We start from the raw sequence: 18875 nt of genomic DNA, 5'->3' as shown, positions 1-18875 counted from the left end.
GGAGGACTATCATATGACGGTTCTATACGAAGGAACATTAAAACAAAATAACGAATCATTTCATGTTACATTACTATCACTAGAGCACATCGAACAAATTTTATCACTACAAAACATCGTAGTTGAAGCACTAGAAGATAAAAGTCGTTTACAACCACTCTCACAAGAAGAATTTCAATATATTCTAGAAGGAAATGGCATGATGATCGGTGCTTTTATCGAAAACGAACTCATCGCATTTCGCGCTCTACTCGTCCCTCCTATCGATGATGAACATTTAGGGCTTGATATTGGCATAGCAGAAAGCGAACTACATCGCGTCATCTATCAAGAAATCTCAAACGTTCATCCAAGCTGCCGAGGAAATGGTATGCAAAAAATATTAGCCACAGTCATCATGGATGAATTACAAAAAGAAGACAGCAAATACGATTACGTTTGCTGCACCGTTGCACCTTTTAACATTCCGAGTTTAAAAGATAAGTTTGCACAAGGGATGGAGATTGCTGCATTGAAGGAGAAGTATGGTGGTAGTATGCGGTATGTTTTTGTGAAGGAATTGCGCGGAGTTAAAAAACGAGATTGGACGGATATTAAGAGCGTTCCGATGAGTGATGCTAGTGGACAGCAGGCTTTGCTTTCGGAAGGGTATCGTGGGTATGAGATGGAGAAAGTGGATGGGGATTTTGTTGTGAAGTTTGGACGATAATCTATATACTCGAAAAAAGGAGATGTCTGCTATGACATCTCCTTTTACTTTCTCTTCATTGAACATATCGATTGCAACTCCAAATATATCGGCGGTTTTCGAAATATATCGGCGCAACTCCGAATATATCAGCGATTCTCAAAATATATCGGCGCAACTCTAAATATATCAGCGATTTTCGAAATATATCGACTTACCGACAAAGATTGACAATAATTGCAACCTATACAAAGCGCAACATTAAACCGTCATCTTCCAACTAGATAACGCTAACCAGTTCTCCATTTCCTTATAATCAGGCATTATCTTCCCGACAAGACGCCAAAAAGAGCGATCATGATTTAAATGAACCATATGGCACATTTCGTGAACGACTACATAATCAATTACTCGCTGTGGTGCCATCGCTAGCTTCCAATTGAATGTTAGTTGTAAATTCGAATCACAAGTACCCCACGTACGACTACTATCTGTAATACGAATAGAGCGTGGTTTTGTTTTGAAATTACTTTGATGCGCTTTAATACTCTTCTCTACTAATGACTTACACTGCTTATAATAAAATCGTTTTAAAGCTTGCTGTACTTTCTCATCCTTAAGCTCTTTCACATAAATATGTAGCTTATCTCCCTCAAACACTGCATTGTCTTGCGTAATGCTTGCGTCTTGAGAAATCTGTATCGGATACGTGTTTCCTAAATACAAAAAGCCCTCTCCTTGATCATAATCCTTTTCCTGTGGTCCAAGCGCTCGCTCCTGCATTTCCTTACGGGTTGTCTGAATCCAATCCCACTTCTCCTCTAGCAACTGGACTAAGTATTCAACAGGTGTCCCTTTTGGAGCTTGCACTTCCACATTTCCGTACGAATCTACAAAAAGACGTACAGACTTTTTCTTTTTATAAGTTATATGAAAATGAATTGTCTCACCCAAATATGTATGTACCATTTCATCACCTAGTGTATTATTTTTACAAGTAAAAAAGAGTAGGATACAAACGTCCTACTCTACCTATTATATCATTTGCTGCTTTAACAGACTCACTATCCTCTATACTTTACAGCTAATCCTTTAATGAAATTCCTTGCGTATCTATCGCCGCACTCTTTGTAATTTTTATGTCCTTTCTTTCTTAATAAGGCGCCTAACTCTCCTTTTGTTACCGTAACACCTACGCTATCTAATATATCAAGTACATCCTCACTCGTTAATGATAGTGCGATTTTCATTTTCTTTAGAAGAAGGTTATTGGCACTCTCCTTGCTCTGTACAGGTGCCGGTTGTCCTGGTTTCGGATCTTGCTTCCCTCTTTTTAAAGTAATAAATCCATTTAAAAATGCCTCTAACATCATCATGTCGCATGTTAATACGTACTCATCTTCGATTACATCATCATTTTCAGCTTCATGCTGAGGCGCTCTTTTTATTTTTGTAAGCATATCAACTACGTCTTCTTTCGTTACTTCCATCCCGCCAAGTTCAAAGATTTCTACCATATCTATATCTTTTATATCTAAAGCGTATCTTACTCTTTTTAATATATCGTTGTTGCTCATTGCCATTGGGTTTCCTCCTGAAATGTTGATTATCTTAATGCTTTTAGCATGTGTAAATGAATGTCGTTAAGTTACTACTTTAACATTTTAGGGGGAGGTTTTGTAGTCTTGAGTGGATTAATGGTTGTGGGGATGATTTTAAAACAGCAACATATGCTGTTTAGGTACCTGTTTTTACATTTAACCCCAATTTAATCGTACTGATACTAGAATATGGGAAGGGATCAATATTGAATTATTTAATTGATTATAAAGATGCTGAACGAAACTTCGGATGGGGATTTACTATTAATTAACATGCTTGAAAATGGACAAACCTAATATAGATTTGTCCATTTTTTTATGCAACTCAAATATGAATATTTGTGGTACAGTTCAACAAAACTAATCTAAATAAGGTTATTATTCATTATTTTCATGATTAAATTTAACAAAAAAGGTAGTGCCTTCCGATCCTGTTTGAATTTCTATTTTTGCATTATGACGGGCAGCAATGGCATAACATATACCTAATCCCAATCCTGTCCCATTATCTTTGGTCGTGTAAAATGGCGTACCCAGTTTCTCTAATACTTCAGGCCTGATACCTTTTCCTTGATCCCGCACTGCAAGCACCACACAATCTCGACCTTCTTTGTAGGTGCTAATGGTTAGAACTTTCTCTGTGTCCATTGCTTCTAAGCCATTACGGTATAAGTTTATTAATAATTGCCGTATCTCATTACGATTTAAAAGTAATTCCGGAATGTCATTTGTATCGACTTGAATATATTTATTTTGATTATGCGTATCAATCTTTATTAAAGGAATAATATCGTGGATAATTGAATTTAAATCTAACATCTGCAAATCCGATTTCCTTGTATTACCCATTGAGAGAAATTCAGTAATAATAGAATTGGCACGGTCAAGTTCTTCAATCATTAAATTAAAGTGCTTATTATGTTTCTCATAGGTGGGCTCTTCTTTTAATAACTGCAAAAATCCTCGTACTGTTGTCATTGGATTTCTAATCTCATGGCTGATACCAGCTGCCATTTGCCCTATTAAATCTATGTTGGATAACCTTTTCAATTCCTGCTCATATTGCTTTTTTTCCGTTATGTTTTTAAAAATACAAGAAATACCATCATCATACGGGTATGCAATAACTTCGTACCAATATTCATCAGGGCTAGAAAAAAATTCAAAATACACTGTAGTTCGCTCTGACATTACACGATGAAGTTCCTTATACATGACTTCGTCAATGCTACTCGGGAAAATTCCCCATATATTCTTGCCTAATACATCTTTTGCTGTTTTTCTTTGTGGAAAATATTGATGCTTATTTACGTACGTAAATTCCCATGTATTATTTAAAGTAAAGAATCCATCCGTAATACTTTCAATCACACTTGTAACTTTTTCATTAGCAACAGCTAGTTCTCTCGTTCGCTCTTCCACCATGCTTTCAAGTCGATCCATATATAACAAGTTTGAAAACGTGGGCGCTGTGGCATCAACGATAGATTTTGCCAGTTGCATTTGGGAATTATCATAATTGTGAGCTTTTCCCTCTTTGTCAACGACGATTACTCCTAATACTTCTCCCATTAAAACCAATGGAATCATCAGTAGACCCTTACTATCTATATTTTTTGTTTGAATAACCTCTTGAATCTTGGCTTCATAGCTTTTCTCCATCCAATCCACTTCTGTCCAATCACAGTCCTTGCTTAACTTCGTTGTTTTAATCGTTGTTTTGTCTAGGGGGTCTAAAAGGTGGGCTGCCATGCTGTTACTCTCTAAAATCTGTCCTAAGTAAAAAAAACATTTATCAAAACTCTCCTGTATCGAGGAACACATTGATAAATCACGAGTAACATTTAGTAACAGCTGCTTCTCGGCAATAAGGTTTTCCTTTTGTGTTAAATTATTTGCGTTTTGAATTGCGACCGCAGCCATATTTACATAAGCTTCAACACTTTGAATTTCTGAATTTGTTAAGTTCATTGGAATTCCATAATCAAATAAAAAAACCAGACCAAATAACTCTTGCCCAAATGAGATAGGTAGAGCTAATAAGGATTTAATTTTGAACGCAGCAACTGGTCTCGGATCCGGTCGATGATCCTTTAATGTATCAGGAATATAAATGGTTTTTTGGGTTTCAATAACTTCTTTTGCCAGTAAGTCTATTTCAGGATTAATTACCTGAGTATCGAGCGTTACGCCATTTATTGTCTCTGGTTTTCCTGCAAACCCTCTAAATGTTCCATCTTCCTGGGGTAAATAGATTCCAACAGCGTTGCACTTAACAATCTCCTCTGATATCGCCATTGTTACACGCTGCAATACTTCACGTAGTTCTAATTTTGTATTTATTATTTTTGTTATATTCGCGAGCCTAGAATATCTCGCCTGATCACTTAACATTCACATGGCCTCCAATTATAGGCATAATAAAATAAACATGATACTATCATTGAAAATCAAGACCAACCTACCATTTTCACTTTTCTCCTGTATTCTTTTCTTACCCCTTTTACATAGAATACCTCCCTTACTTATGATACGGTTCACCTTAATTAAAATGAAACAGTGTAACTTTCAAAAGTTACACTGTTTCACTACCTTCTACCACATTCACACTCGCCTCAAACTTATCAAGTAATGCACGCACTTCATCCGTCGATTTCGTGCTCATTAATTGATTTCTTAGTTCAGCAGCTCCAGGGAAGCCTTTTACATAAATTTTGAAGAAGCGATGTAGTCCTGTGATAGAGCGTGGTAATACTTCTGCATATTGATCTTGAAGATCAAGTTGTAGTCTTAAAAGATCTAAATGTTCTTTACTGCTATGCTCTCTTGGCTCTTTTTCGAAAGCAAACGGGTTTTTGAAGATGCCTCGTCCGATCATAACACCATCAATACCGTATTTTTCAGCAAGTTCCAGCCCAGTTTTACGATCAGGAATGTCTCCGTTTATCGTTAGGAGTGTATTTGGTGCAATACGATCACGTAATTTTTTAATTTCTGGAATTAGCTCCCAGTGCGCATCTACTTGGCTCATTTCTTCTCTTGTGCGTAAATGAATAGAAAGGTTCGCAATATCTTGTTTGAAGATGTGCGTTAACCAATCTTCCCACTCACTTAACTCTTTAAAGCCAAGTCTTGTTTTTACGCTGACAGGTAGTCCGCCTGCTTTTGCAGCTTGAATAAGTTCTGCCGCAACGTCTGGACGTAGAATAAGACCACTACCTTTTCCTCTTGATGCTACGTTCGGTACAGGGCAGCCCATATTAATATCAATACCTTTAAATCCTAACTCTGCCATACCAATACTCATTTGACGGAAATATTCAGGATTATCTCCCCAAATATGTGCCACCATTGGCTGTTCATCTTCTGTAAAAATTAAACGACCACGTACGCTTTTCATACCTTCTGGATGACAATAGCTATCTGAGTTTGTGAACTCTGTGAAGAATACATCTGGACGACCAGCCTCACTTACTACGTGACGGAAAACAACGTCTGTCACATCTTCCATTGGTGCAAGTACAAAAAATGGTCGTGGTAAATCACGCCAAAAATTATCTATCATTTCAAATTCAAATCCTCTCACTATGAATACAATTTCAAACTCTCAATAAACCAAAAAGCAGATGGTATAGATTTTCCTATATCAACTGCTTTTTATTATACCAACTTAAGCCAAGCTACACACTCTACATGAGTCGTATGCGGGAACATATCAACAGGTTGTACTTCCTGCGTTTTATATCCGCCTTCTTCTAGTACTTTTAAGTCACGTGCTAATGTTGCTGGGTTACATGATACGTATACGACGCGTTTTGGTTTCATGTCGATGATTGTGTTAAGTAGTGCCTCATCACAACCTTTACGCGGTGGATCTACGACCATCGTGTCAGCAATTACGCCTTCTTTGTACCATTTTGGAATGACTACTTCTGCTTCTCCTACGCCAAATTCAGCGTTTGTCATGTTGTTAAGTGCTGCGTTACGCTTTGCGTCTTCGATTGCTTCTGGGACGATTTCAACGCCGTACACTTTTTTTGCTTTTTGCGCTAGGAATAAGGAGATTGATCCAATTCCGCAATAGGCATCAATTACTGTTTCATTTCCATCTAATTTTGCGTATTCTAACGTTTTATCGTATAACACTTTCGTTTGTTCTGGGTTTACTTGATAGAATGAACGTGCTGAAATCGCAAATTTAATATCGCCGATAAAGTCATAAATATATTCTGATCCGTACAGTACTGTCGTTTTGTCTCCGAAGATTACGTTTGTACGTTTCGAGTTTACGTTTTGAACAATTGATTTTACTTCTGGGAATTTCGCAGCAATTTCTTCAATGATTGCTTTTTTGTTTGGTAATTCTGCTGTACGTGTAATGAAGACAAGCATAATTTCCCCTGTTACTTGTCCGTAACGAGCCATTACGTGGCGAAGTGTTCCTTTATTACGCTCTTCGTTGTATGCCGAAATACCATGTTTTTCACAAATACGTTTTACTTCCTGGATTAATGTATCGTTCTCTTCTGCTTGAATTAAACATGATTCCATATTAATGATGTCATGTGTTCCTTGACGATAGAAACCAGCTACAAGTCCACCTTCACGCTCTCCAATTGGTACTTGTGCTTTATTACGGTATACCCATGGGTTCTTCATGCCAAGTACAGGATGCACAGGAACATCGCTTAGTCCTCCAATGCGCTGCATAACGTCACGTACTTGTTTTTCTTTCGCTTGTAATTGCCCTTCATATGTTAAGTGCTGAAGCTGGCAACCACCGCACTGATTGTACACTGGGCACTCTGCATCTTTACGATATGGGCTCTCTGTATGAAGCTTCATTAAACGACCGAATGCGAAGTTTTTCTTCACTTTAATAATTTTAATTTGGGCTTCTTCACCTGGTAATCCGTTTTTAACGAAAATAGGATATCCTTTTACTTTCGCAACACCGGCACCATCATGTGTTAAATCTTCAAATACTACATCTATAAACTCATTTTTCTCAACTGGTGGCGTCATTTTTGTACTCATTTTCCGACCTCTCTTTTTCATAACACTGCGTTACATTTTATCATACTTATATGGTCTATTTCTATCGGAAGAAAAAAAGCTATTGACGATAGTTCTCTGTTAATGTTACGCTACTACTAATTTAATACGGACGATGTTACCTCATATATACTTGATAATATGGATCGAGAGTTTCTACCCGGCAACCTTAAATTGCTGGACTATGGGGAAAACTAATGAATATTAGCCTATGTGCAAAAAAGGACTCATATTGATTAGCTTTCTCTCATAGATGAAAGTGAATCCATATGGGTCTTTTTTTATTTTTATTTTTCTAAAAGGTCAGACATCTTACGTATGACATAAAACCTCTTTGTTTTATTTTTAGTAATATAACGGGAGTTTTATGTACAAACTTTATACGAACTTCTGAAAGGGGCAACTACATGCAATATGTAATGAGCATTATCGGTATTCTTGTCGTTTTAGGTTTATGTTTTGCTTTGTCAAACAACAAAAGTAAAATCAACTTCCGTGCAATTGCAATTATGATTGGTTTCCAAATTTTAATCGGTTGGTTTATGTTTGGCACAAAGATTGGTCAACAAATCATTATTTTCATTGGTAAAGTTTTCAACAAACTAATTAAACTTGGTACGACAGGTGTCGATTTTCTCTTTAATGGAATTCAAAGAGATTTTGTCTTTTTCTTAAACGTACTATTAATTATCGTATTTTTCTCAGCACTACTTTCTATCTTTAGTTATTTAGGTGTTTTACCATTCATTGTTCGCGTTGTCGGCGGTGCAATTTCAAAAATCACTGGTTTACCACGCGTTGAATCATTCCACGCAGTAAACTCTGTATTCTTCGGTTCAAGTGAAGCGTTAATCGTTATTAAAAATGATTTACAGCATTTTAACAAAAACCGTATGTTTATCATTTGTTGTTCTGCAATGAGTTCAGTTTCTGCTTCTGTTACAGCATCATACGTAATGATGTTAGATGCCAAATATGTACTAGCAGCTCTTCCACTAAACTTATTCTCAAGCTTAATTGTTTGTTCGTTACTAACACCTGTTGATACGAAGAAAGAAGATGAAGTGATTCAAAAATTTGATAGAACTTTATTCGGAGACAGTTTTATCGGCGCAATGATTAACGGTGCGCTTGACGGCTTAAAAGTAGCTGGTATCGTTGCTGCATTAATGATCGCCTTCATCGGTGTGATGGAAGTTGTGAACTACGTAATTAGCGCCGCTTCAGGTGCAATGGGATATGCTGTTACGTTACAACAAATCTTCGGTTATATACTTGCTCCATTCGCATTCTTAATGGGTATTCCAACTCAAGATATTATCCCAGCTGGTGGTATTATGGGTACGAAGATTGTATTAAACGAGTTTGTAGCAATCCTTGATTTAAAAGATGTTGCATCAACATTATCTCCACGTACAGTTGGAATCGTTACAGTATTCTTAATTAGCTTCGCAAGTATTAGCCAAATTGGTGCGATTGTCGGTACAATCCGTGCCCTTTCTGAAAAACAAGGAAGCATCGTTTCTAAATTCGGCTGGAAAATGTTATTTGCATCAACACTTGCTTCTATTTTATCTGCAACAATCGCTGGATTATTTATTTAATAAAAAACTCCACCTTACTTCTCCTTTTCTAAAGGAAGTTTAGGTGGAGTTTTTTCATCTTCTAAATGTATTTTTATGTAAATCTCACCAGAAAAAAATAAGGTATTTTTTCCGAAATATTCCAAAAACGTATTCCCCTATATATTCTATAGTGATATGATGGACAAGGGTATAATTCAAATTTTTAAAATCAAAAATTTGAATTAGTGTCACTTATAAGAACGATCGTTTCATGACATAAGTGATGATAATTAAAACACAATAGAAGGATGATAGAATGAAAAAATATACATATATCGCTTTACTTTCTTCTGCTATTCTCGTAGGTTGTAACACTAGTAGCTCTAGTGATAAACAAATAAAAGAAGCAACGGCGAAACAAACAGTTGAACCAAAAAAAGCGAAAGCAGTTGAAATTCCTTTAACACAAGGAGTTATTACATGGGATCCGTATGAATATAACGCACAAAACACCACGCTTTATACCAAAGATTTAAGAGATTCATTCAAACAAGTACGTTACAATATTTGGCGTACTGCTGATGGTCCTGAAAGCAAACAAACTTTTACTTCACAAGAAAAAAATCGTGACTTTGCCCTCCCACTACATTTAAAATCATTTCATTTAAAACGTGGCGAATTTCAAATTGAAACAATAGGAATCAAAGAAGATAATACTGAAACAAATCTAGTAACATCTAAAATTACATTCCAACAACGTGTACCCGTTTTAATGTACCATGCGATTGAGAAATACCCTGGGCCAAGTGATGGGGATTATGGCTTATATGTACCACCTGAGCAATTCGAAAAGCATATGCAATATTTGAAAGATAACGGTTATACGATGCTTACGTTTGAACGTTGGAATGATATAAATCGTGTAAATAAACCTGTTTTTGTAACCATGGATGATGGTCGAAAAAATAATATGAATGCTCTTCATATTTTACAAAAACTGAAGGATGATACATTCCAACCTACAGCTACTGAATTTCTTACTGCAAATGAGATAGACAAACCAAATCGTCTATCAACAGATGATATAAAACAAATGATGGATTCAGGCATTTTTTCTATTCAATCTCATACTGCTAATCATACGATGATGGCTCATTCAAGCAATTATGATGAGGAATTACGTGGTTCGAAAGAAAAAATTGAAGCTCTTACTGGTAAAAAGGTCATCGCTCTCGCCTATCCAGTAGGTTCTTATAATGATCCGGCTGTTGAAGAAACAAAAAAACATTATGAATTCGCAGTAACTACTGATCATGGTAATCACATTACAAAAGGGATACCAAACGAACAGTACTTAATTAAACGCCATTTTGTAGGGCCTAATACATCTATGGAAAAATTCATATCTCTTATAAAGTGAAACTTTAATCAGTGGGGGTTTTGTTCACCCCCACTGATTATTAGTTGAACCAATCGGACTTTTACGAGCAGTTGATCCCTCACATAACCTCTTTGCTTTTGCTGAATTCTGAGATAGGGTCTTACTGCCCGTTAATGCGGGATAAAGTAAACTTTACTAAAAGACGAAAGAATATTTCTATCGAAAGTCACTAACCTATCTCATAATTAAAAATGATATGATGAACAAGGGTATATCCCCACCGCTCTTACAGCGGTGGGGATTTTAAATATAAGTATGCAACATAATACACAATAGAAGGTGATTTTATGAGAAAATATGCAGCAATCGCTTTATGTACATCTGCCATTCTAGCAGGCTGTAATACTAGTAACGTAAGCCAGGAACCTAAAAAAGAGAAAAAGGTTCAAGAAACTAAGGAACAAGTAGAGACCGCGCAAGAACAAGGTAAAATTTCTTATAACCCAATTACACACGAAGCTACAAATACTACTATTCATATGACAGATATAAAAGATACTTTTACTGAGGTACAATATAAAATTTGGCGTACCGCTGATGGAAAGGAAACTGCTAAATCTTTGTCTTCTAAAGAAAAGGAAAAGCAATTTTCACTTCCTTTTGACATAAAAGAATTTGAAGGAAAACGCGGTGAGTTTCAAATTGAAGCAATAGGAATGAAAGAAGATGGGAAGACCATTCCACTCACAAAATCTGCTATTACTTTCGAGCAAAAGGTTCCCGTTCTTATGTACCATGCAATCGATAATTATCCCGGACAAGGCATTAAAGATTTATTCGTATCACCTGCTAACTTTGAAGCCCAAATGAAATATTTAAAAGACAACGGCTATACCTTACTAACCTTTGAACGCTGGGGCGATATTAATAAAGTGAATAAACCTATCTTTGTTACGTTTGATGACGGTATGCAAAATAATATGAATGCCTTTCATATTTTACAAAAGTTAAAAGATGATACGTTTAAACCGGCGGCAACAGAATATATGATTGTTAATAATGTCGATACTGAAGGATCCCTTTCTACATCTGAAATAAAAGAAATGGTTGATTCCGGTATTTTCTCCATGCAATCTCATACTGCAACACATGCCGACTTGCCGAAGATTACAAACTACGAAGAAGAATTAAAGGGATCAAAAGAAAAACTAGAAAAAATAACAGGTAAGCCCGTTATCGCAGTTGCTTATCCATTCGGTCATGTAAATGATAAAGTCGTTGCAGAAACGAAGAAATATTATCAATTTGCAACGACAACAAAACCTGGAAAGTTCATTACAAAAGGTGAACCCGATGAGTTATTAAAAATGAAGCGTGTGCGCATACACCATACGACGACTGTAGAACAATTTGCTTCTTCGATTAAATGACGATGAGGGCTCAATATATTTTGAGCTCTCTTTTTACGCTATATTTATATATATTTTTTGAATTTTCTTGTATTATATATAGTAAGAAATCTTTCAAATTAAAGGAGATTATACATATGTCATTTGAACAAACGTTAGAAAAATATGCTGCCCTTGCAGTCAATGTTGGTGTTAATATTCAACCAGGACAAACATTATCAATTAGTGCACCTCTTGAAGCTGTACAATTTGTACGCCTCGTTACAGAAAAAGCATATAAATCTGGTGCAAAACACGTATATGTAGATTGGAATGATGAAACGTTAACACGCTTAAAGTTCGATCTAGCTCCTGAAGAAGCATTCTCTGAATTCCCTTCTTGGAAAGCACACGCTCGTGAAGAATTAGCAAAAGAAGGCGCTGCATTTATGTCTATTTATGCAGAAAACCCTGATTTATTAAAAGGTGTAGATTCAACGCGTATTGCAGCTGCTCATAAAGTAGCTGGTGAAGCAATGAAAGTATACCGTGATTACGTACAAGCTGATAAAGTAAGCTGGTGTGTCATTTCTGTTCCTACGAAAGAATGGGCTGCTAAGGTATTCCCTGACGTTGCACCGGAAGAACAAGAAGCAAAACTGTGGGATGCTATTTTCAAAGCGACTCGCGCTGATTTAGAAAATCCTGTGGAAGCATGGAAAGAACACGATAAAACGTTACATACAAAAGTTGATTACTTAAACGAAAAACATTATAAAGCTCTTCACTATACAGGTCCTGGAACAGATTTAACGATCGAACTTCCAGAAAAGCATGTATGGGCTGGTGCTGGTAGCTTAAATGAAAAGAATGTACCATTTATGGCGAACATTCCAACTGAAGAAGTATTTACAATGCCACTTAAAACAGGTGTAAACGGCCAAGTGTCTAGCACAAAACCGTTAGCATTTGCAGGTAACATTATTGATAACTTCACGTTAACATTTGAAAACGGACGTATCGTAGACTATAAAGCAGAAACTGGTGAAGAGGCTTTAAAACATTTAGTAGAAACAGATGAAGGTTCTCACTTCTTAGGAGAAGTGGCTTTAGTACCTCATGACTCACCAATTTCAAACACAAATGTTTTATTCTACAATACGCTATTTGACGAAAATGCATCTTGCCACCTTGCAATCGGAAGTGCTTATGCATTTAACTTAGTTGGTGGAAAAACGATGTCTAAAGAAGAACTTGCTGAAAATGGTGCGAACACTAGTATTACACACAACGACTTCATGATTGGATCAGCTGAGCTTGATATTGACGGTATTACAGCTGACGGAAGACATGAACCAATCTTCCGTAAAGGAAACTGGGCGTTTTAACAAAAACAAAAGGCTATCTCCCGCAGCGGAAGATAGCCTTTTATGATGCAGATGAAACCTTAAGTCCAATTACTCCTAACACGATAAAAAGAATACAAAATGCTTGGAATAAGCTAATGTGCTCTTTAAAAAAGTACACACTAATAATAGTAATAAGTAATGTCCCAACACCAGACCAAATTGCATAAGCAATACTTAAATGAATCTTTTTCACCACGATTGCGAATACGCTGAAACAAATTCCATAAAATACGAAAATAAGTACACTTGGAACGAGCTTTGTTAAACCATTTGATAATTTCATCGCAATTGTTCCAGCTACTTCAAAAATAATTGTAACAAGTAATAATAGCCAATATACCATACTAGAATCTCCTTCTCTGTTACCTTATAGAGATTCTAGTATACTACTTATAGCCCTAATGAAATATATTTAATTTCTAAATATTCTTCGATACCGAAATGGCCTCCTTCACGGCCAATGCCACTCTCTTTAAAGCCACCGAACGGTGCTTGTGCAACTGATGGAAGTCCATCATTTAATCCGATAATACCGTATTCTAATGCTTCACTAATTTGGAATGCTTGACTAATATCTTTCGTGAAAATATACGCAGCCAAGCCGTATGGTGTATTATTTGCTCTTTCGATTACTTCCTCAACTGTTTTAAATTTCGCAACTGGTGCAACTGGTCCAAATGTTTCTTCAGTCATACAAAGCATCGTATCATTTGCCAACCCAATTACAGTCGGTTGCATAAAATGTCCATCTAACTCTGCAATCTGTTGGCCTCCATATAAGAGTTCTCCACCTTTTTGAACTGCATCTTCGATATGTTCTTGTACTTTCGAAACTGCATTCTCATCAATAAGCGGTCCTACAGTCGTTCCGTCACCGAAGCCATCTCCAACTTTCAGCTGCTCTACTGCCTTTTGGAACTTCCCTACAAATACTTCGTATACGTCTTCTTGAACGAATACTCGATTTGTACATATACACGTTTGTCCTGCGTTACGGAACTTCGAACCAATCACCGCTTCTACCGCTTTATCTAAATCCGCATCATTCATTACGATAAATGGAGCATGGCCACCTAACTCAAGCGAAACTTTTTTCATCGTTTGTGCAGCACTAGCCATTAATTCTTTCCCGATTTCCGTTGATCCTGTAAAGGACACCTTTCGAACGCGTCCATCTTCCATCCACGTATCAGCAATTGCTTTCGCACTACCTGTTACAATATTGATTACCCCTTTTGGAATGTCTGCTTCATGAGCTAATTCGGCTAATTTCAGTGCAGTCAATGGCGTTTGACTTGCTGGTTTTACAACCGCCGTACAGCCTGCTGCAAGTGCCGGGGCCACCTTCCTCGTAATCATAGCTGCCGGGAAGTTCCAAGGCGTAATAGCTGCCATAACCCCAACTGGTTGCTTCATAACTAAAATACGTTTATTCGGATGAGAAGCAGGAATCATTTCACCATATACGCGTTTCCCTTCTTCTGCATACCATTCAACAAAGCTATTTGCATAATTCACTTCACCAAGCGCTTCTAGAAACGGCTTTCCTTGCTCTTTCGTCATAATTGCTGCAATTTCTTCTTTATTTTCATCGATAAGTGTAAACCACTTTTTTAATTTCGTTGCACGGTCTGCTGCCGTTAATTTTGACCATGATTTAAAAGCTTCATGCGCAGCATCAACAGCTTGCTTTGCCTCCGTTACCCCGCCCTTTGGTACAGTCGCAAATATTTCTTTCGTTGCTGGATTATTTACTTCAATTTGCTCCTGCAATGTAATCCACTCACCATTTATATACATCGCCTTTTTCTCTACATTTACAAACGTCGCTTTTTTATCCAATGTTTTCTTCCTCCTCTATAAGTTTCTTTATCTTCCTAGTGGCAGCAGATTGACTTATTTTTAAAAACTCCGCTACTTTATAACTCGATCCATATGTTTTATATGCTTTCAAAATAATATTCCGTTCTACTTCTTCTAACATTTTATAGAGACTTTGACCGGACTGTTCAACCGTTGATTCTTGCATCGCTATTGGCAAATCTTCTATCGTAACAATATCGTCAGCAGTTATAACAATTCGCTCAATCACATTTTCAATTTCTCTATTATTTCCTTCCCACGGGTATCCAACAAATATTTGCAATGTGCTAGGCGCTAATTTTATATTCCGACCATATTTCTCGTTAAAGTGCTGTAAATAATGATAAATGAGTGGCAAGATGTCTTCTGTTCTTTCCCGGAGTGGCGGAATTAAAATTGGAATGACATTCAGACGATAATATAAATCTTTCCGGAATGTTCCTTGTTTCACCATCATACTTAAATCTCTATTTGTTGCCGCTACAATTCTAACGTCCACCTTTTTTAATTCTCTTCCGCCTATAGGGCGAAACGTTTTTTCTTGTAACACTTGCAAAAGCTTCGCTTGAATTTCAAGCGGCATTTCGCCAATTTCATCTAAGAAAAGGGTTCCTTTATGCGCCGATTCTAATAGTCCTTTTTTCCCTTCACGATTCGCACCTGTAAAAGATCCACCTGAGTATCCAAAAAGCTCTGATTCAATTAAATTCGTTGGCAAAGCCGCACAGTTAATCTCATAGAAACTTTCATTCTTTCGATTACTCACTTCATGTAAATGACGCACCAATCGACTCTTCCCTACTCCTGTCTCACCTAAAACGAGAACTGTACTATCTACTACAGATACTTTCTTAATTGTTTCGACTATTTTTTGCATAGCGATACTTTTAAAAATAAGTCCTTCATGCTCATACGTTTCTCTTAATTCTTTTTTATATGTTTTTAACTGATTATCCATTTCTTCTACCTTTTGACGTAGTTGGTAGAGTTCTGTAAGATCACGAGAGTAACTAATCACTCTTCGTAAATTTCCCTCATCATCAAAAACAGGCCTTGTACGAACGTGTAAATACTCTCCTGATTTTGTCGTTTGAACGAGTTCAATCGGTCTCTTTTTTTCAATTACTTCTAACGTTGCCGATGGGTAAAAGATACCATCTTTTTGTAGTTCTTTTACATGTTTACCTACTAACTCTTTAGCAGCTAGTTGGTAGTGCCTTTCACATGTACTATTTACACGCACAACGATTCCCTTTTCATCAGTCACAAAAATTTCGTCAAACGCATATTCAAATACATCTTGTAAATCCATTAACACTCGTTCCTTTTCTGCAACCATCCTAGCCACCCCTAACTTCCAATCCATCGATTCACTTCACTATCTTCATTATAAAGTGAATTTTCTGCATTTAACATAGAGATAGCTAGAATGCTTGTGATTTATCATTCAGTTTTTAAACACGAGCGATATCTACTTGCTCATAACAAGCTTGTAATGATTCCTCAATGATTGTTAAACCTTCCTCAAGTTGCTCATCTGTAATAACTAACGGCATTAACACACGAATAACATTACCGTATGTTCCTGCTGATAATAGAAGCAATCCGCGTTTATTTGCTTCTGCACATAAATTAGCTGTTAACGTTTTATCAGGTGTTTTCGTCTTATAATCTTGAACGAGCTCGAATGCACACATTGCTCCTAAGCCACGCACATCACCGATGCAATTATATTTATTTTTCATCTCTTCGAATCGGTTCATTACGACTTTTCCTAATTCTATCGCTCTATCATTTAAATTCTCTTTTTCTATTACATCAAGTACTGCTAATGCTGCCGCACATCCTAGCGGGCTTCCTGCATACGTTCCGCCAAGCTCTCCCGGTGCAGACTCATTCATAATTTCCTTGCGCCCAATAACACCACTAATTGGTACACCAGCGCCTAATGATTTAGATACCGTAATTAGGTCTGGAACGACATCATAATGATCAATAGCAAAATACTTTCCTGTACGGCTAAATCCTGTTTGAATTTCATCCGCTACAAATAAAATGCCATGTTCTGAACAAATATTGCGTACTTCTTGCACAAACTTCTTACTTGGGACGATAAATCCGCCTTCTCCTTGAACAGGTTCCATTACAACAGCTGCAATTGTTTCTGGTGCTACTTCTGATATGAAGAAATTCTTAAACTCTTCAATCATAAAGTCATCGTACTGCTCTTCCGTTAGTCCTTCTGGGCGACGATATTCATACGGGAATGGCGCTTTATATACTTCTGGAGCAAATGGGCCAAATCCAAATTTATATGGTTTTACTTTACTTGTCATCGTCATTGTCATTAATGTACGCCCGTGGAAACCTTTAGAAAATGCGATAATACCAGGTCTTTTTGTATATTTACGAGCGATTTTCACCGCATTCTCAACTGCTTCTGCACCACTATTTAAAAATAGTACTTGCTTATCAAAACTTCCTGGCGCTAATGCCGCAAGTTTTTCTGCTAATTCAATATATGGCTCATACATCATGACATTAAATCCAGTATGAATGTATTGATCTACTTGTTTATGGAGCGCTTCTTTAACAGCTGGATGACAATGCCCAACGTTAATTGTTCCTATTGCTCCTGCGAAGTCAATGTACTGATTACCATCAACATCTGTTACAAGAGCACCATTTGCAGATTGTACAAACGTTGGGATGCCGTTACTTACTCCTTTTGGTACTATATTTTGGCGGCGTTCTAGTAAAGACGCTGCTTTCGGTCCAGGAATTTGTTCATTTACTTTAGCAAATTTTTTTGTGTTCATTACGTACCCCATCCTTTTCTTTACATTGTTTTCTCTTTTCATTGCAAAATATATGCCAACATTCTTTTCCAGCATTCATCCTACACGCCTTCTATTTCGACACAAAAAATAAGTCTATACAGACTCATTAAGAGTCTGTATAGACTTATTTTTCTTACACACTAGACCACCTTTAATCACTATATAAAAAATAAGTCTATACAGACTCGTCTGTATAGACTTATTTTTCTTACACACTAGACTTTCCTTGTTCCCAAATAAACTCACCTGAATGAGAAATAAAATCCCCAACAGATTGTACTACTAAATCCGCAAGTGGTTCTAATGTTTGACGATCTCCTGTACCAGACAGTACTCCAATTGCATAGCAATCGCCACCGTTCTTAGCTAAATACAAATCTGTTGGCGTATCCCCTACGACCGCTACTTCACATGCCTCTAAATGAAACTTGTCACAAAAGGATTCTACAATTCTTTTATCAGGTTTCTGTGCCGGAAACGTATCTGAAGCCACAACATAATCAAAAAAAGATTCTAATTGATATTGTTTTAAAAATAATTCTGTCGGCGCGAAATCATCCGCTGTAACAACACCTAAAATAAATCCTCTATCCTTTAAACCTTGTAAAATTCTCGGTAAATCTGCTGTCATTCTCATATGGGAGCGGTACTCATACATAAGCGAAAATAATTTTTCACTTACCCACTCATGCATCTCCTCTTCTTTAGATGACGCAATATACTTACAAAGCCCCTTTGCTACATCAAGGCTTGTTCCAGCCGCTAGTGCGCTACGCGGATGAACAAATGTCCCCTCTACACCGATTTCCTTTAATAAAGCCTGCTGCATTGACTCTGGTAATTGATATAAATGTATACATTCAGCAACAAGTTCTTCAGCTACTTTTATCCAAATTGAATGAAAATCCATTAATGTTCCATCTTTATCAAATAGTATTGCTTTTATCTTCCCCATAGCACACCCTACCTCTCGTCTCTTATCTCCTCCAGTGTACCAATAAAATATGGATATAAAATAAACGAATTGTAAAAATACCATAAAAATCAAACTAACTTCCAATTTACAATTCTTCTATATAATAAAA

At 36.8% G+C, this 18875-nt stretch carries 15 protein-coding genes and 1 riboswitch; of the genes, 5 read left to right on the top strand and 10 right to left on the bottom strand.

The window, feature by feature from the left end; all coding sequences use genetic code 11:
• Positions 1–13: 13 nt before the first annotated feature.
• Positions 14–709, top strand: coding sequence for a GNAT family N-acetyltransferase (locus DN390_RS19565; RefSeq protein ID WP_147808156.1), 696 nt, complete (start codon positions 14–16; stop codon positions 707–709).
• A 240-nt stretch (positions 710–949) separates the two neighbouring features.
• On the opposite strand, the gene DN390_RS19560 is transcribed toward DN390_RS19565, so the two are convergent.
• The 5 genes from DN390_RS19560 to rlmD all read right to left on the bottom strand — a co-directional run bounded on the left by DN390_RS19560 (position 950) and on the right by rlmD (position 7326).
• Positions 950–1657, bottom strand: a complete 708-nt coding sequence (locus tag DN390_RS19560) for a M48 family metallopeptidase (RefSeq protein ID WP_060629345.1) — start codon at positions 1655–1657, stop codon at positions 950–952.
• Between the two features lie 95 nt (positions 1658–1752).
• Complete coding sequence (locus DN390_RS19555; protein WP_147808155.1) at positions 1753–2271, bottom strand: YehS family protein; 519 nt, start codon at positions 2269–2271, stop codon at positions 1753–1755.
• A gap of 396 nt (positions 2272–2667) precedes the next feature.
• Positions 2668–4683, bottom strand: coding sequence for a GAF domain-containing sensor histidine kinase (locus DN390_RS19550; RefSeq protein ID WP_147808154.1), 2016 nt, complete (start codon positions 4681–4683; stop codon positions 2668–2670).
• 181 nt (positions 4684–4864) lie between these two features.
• Positions 4865–5854 (bottom strand): tRNA dihydrouridine synthase, encoded by a 990-nt coding sequence (locus DN390_RS19545; protein ID WP_147808153.1) that lies wholly within the window; start codon positions 5852–5854, stop codon positions 4865–4867.
• Between the two features lie 95 nt (positions 5855–5949).
• Positions 5950–7326 carry a 23S rRNA (uracil(1939)-C(5))-methyltransferase RlmD gene (gene rlmD / locus DN390_RS19540; protein WP_147808152.1) on the bottom strand — a complete coding sequence of 459 codons (1377 nt, stop codon included), beginning with the start codon at positions 7324–7326 and terminating at the stop codon, positions 5950–5952.
• Between the two features lie 121 nt (positions 7327–7447).
• A riboswitch (purine riboswitch) is annotated at positions 7448–7549 on the top strand.
• A gap of 202 nt (positions 7550–7751) precedes the next feature.
• On the opposite strand from rlmD, the gene DN390_RS19535 reads away from it, so the two are divergent.
• The 4 genes from DN390_RS19535 (at position 7752) to DN390_RS19520 (ending at position 13066) form a co-directional block, all read left to right on the top strand.
• Positions 7752–8948, top strand: coding sequence for a NupC/NupG family nucleoside CNT transporter (locus DN390_RS19535; RefSeq protein ID WP_060629340.1), 1197 nt, complete (start codon positions 7752–7754; stop codon positions 8946–8948).
• A 277-nt stretch (positions 8949–9225) separates the two neighbouring features.
• Positions 9226–10329 carry a polysaccharide deacetylase family protein gene (locus DN390_RS19530; protein WP_147808151.1) on the top strand — a complete coding sequence of 368 codons (1104 nt, stop codon included), beginning with the start codon at positions 9226–9228 and terminating at the stop codon, positions 10327–10329.
• Positions 10330–10637: 308 nt separating this feature from the next.
• Positions 10638–11720 (top strand): polysaccharide deacetylase family protein, encoded by a 1083-nt coding sequence (locus tag DN390_RS19525; RefSeq protein ID WP_147808150.1) that lies wholly within the window; start codon positions 10638–10640, stop codon positions 11718–11720.
• Between the two features lie 116 nt (positions 11721–11836).
• Positions 11837–13066, top strand: a complete 1230-nt coding sequence (locus DN390_RS19520; RefSeq protein ID WP_147808149.1) for an aminopeptidase — start codon at positions 11837–11839, stop codon at positions 13064–13066.
• A 40-nt stretch (positions 13067–13106) separates the two neighbouring features.
• Here DN390_RS19520 and DN390_RS19515 read toward each other — a convergent pair whose 3' ends face one another.
• The 5 genes from DN390_RS19515 to DN390_RS19495 all read right to left on the bottom strand — a co-directional run bounded on the left by DN390_RS19515 (position 13107) and on the right by DN390_RS19495 (position 18745).
• Complete coding sequence (locus DN390_RS19515; RefSeq protein WP_000263262.1) at positions 13107–13430, bottom strand: DMT family transporter; 324 nt, start codon at positions 13428–13430, stop codon at positions 13107–13109.
• 47 nt (positions 13431–13477) lie between these two features.
• Entirely contained in the window at positions 13478–14929 is a 1452-nt protein-coding gene (gene gabD, locus DN390_RS19510) for an NADP-dependent succinate-semialdehyde dehydrogenase (protein WP_147808148.1), read from the bottom strand.
• A complete protein-coding gene (locus DN390_RS19505; protein WP_098609045.1) occupies positions 14922–16289 on the bottom strand; it encodes a sigma-54 interaction domain-containing protein in 1368 nt (455 codons plus the stop codon). Before DN390_RS19505 ends, gabD begins: the two co-directional genes overlap by 8 nt.
• A gap of 115 nt (positions 16290–16404) precedes the next feature.
• The gene (gabT, locus tag DN390_RS19500; RefSeq protein ID WP_097949796.1) at positions 16405–17769 is read right to left on the bottom strand and encodes a 4-aminobutyrate--2-oxoglutarate transaminase; all 1365 of its coding nucleotides are present in this window, start codon (positions 17767–17769) and stop codon (positions 16405–16407) included.
• Positions 17770–17998: 229 nt separating this feature from the next.
• Positions 17999–18745, bottom strand: a complete 747-nt coding sequence (locus DN390_RS19495; RefSeq protein ID WP_147808147.1) for an HAD family hydrolase — start codon at positions 18743–18745, stop codon at positions 17999–18001.
• Between the last annotated feature and the right edge of the window lie 130 nt (positions 18746–18875).

Source organism: Bacillus sp. SH7-1 (assembly GCF_008042405.1).
GTDB classification, from domain to species: domain Bacteria; phylum Bacillota; class Bacilli; order Bacillales; family Bacillaceae_G; genus Bacillus_A; species Bacillus_A thuringiensis_N.
Note: the sequence above shows the minus strand (reverse complement) of the source record. Positions and strands in the feature narration are given on the sequence as shown.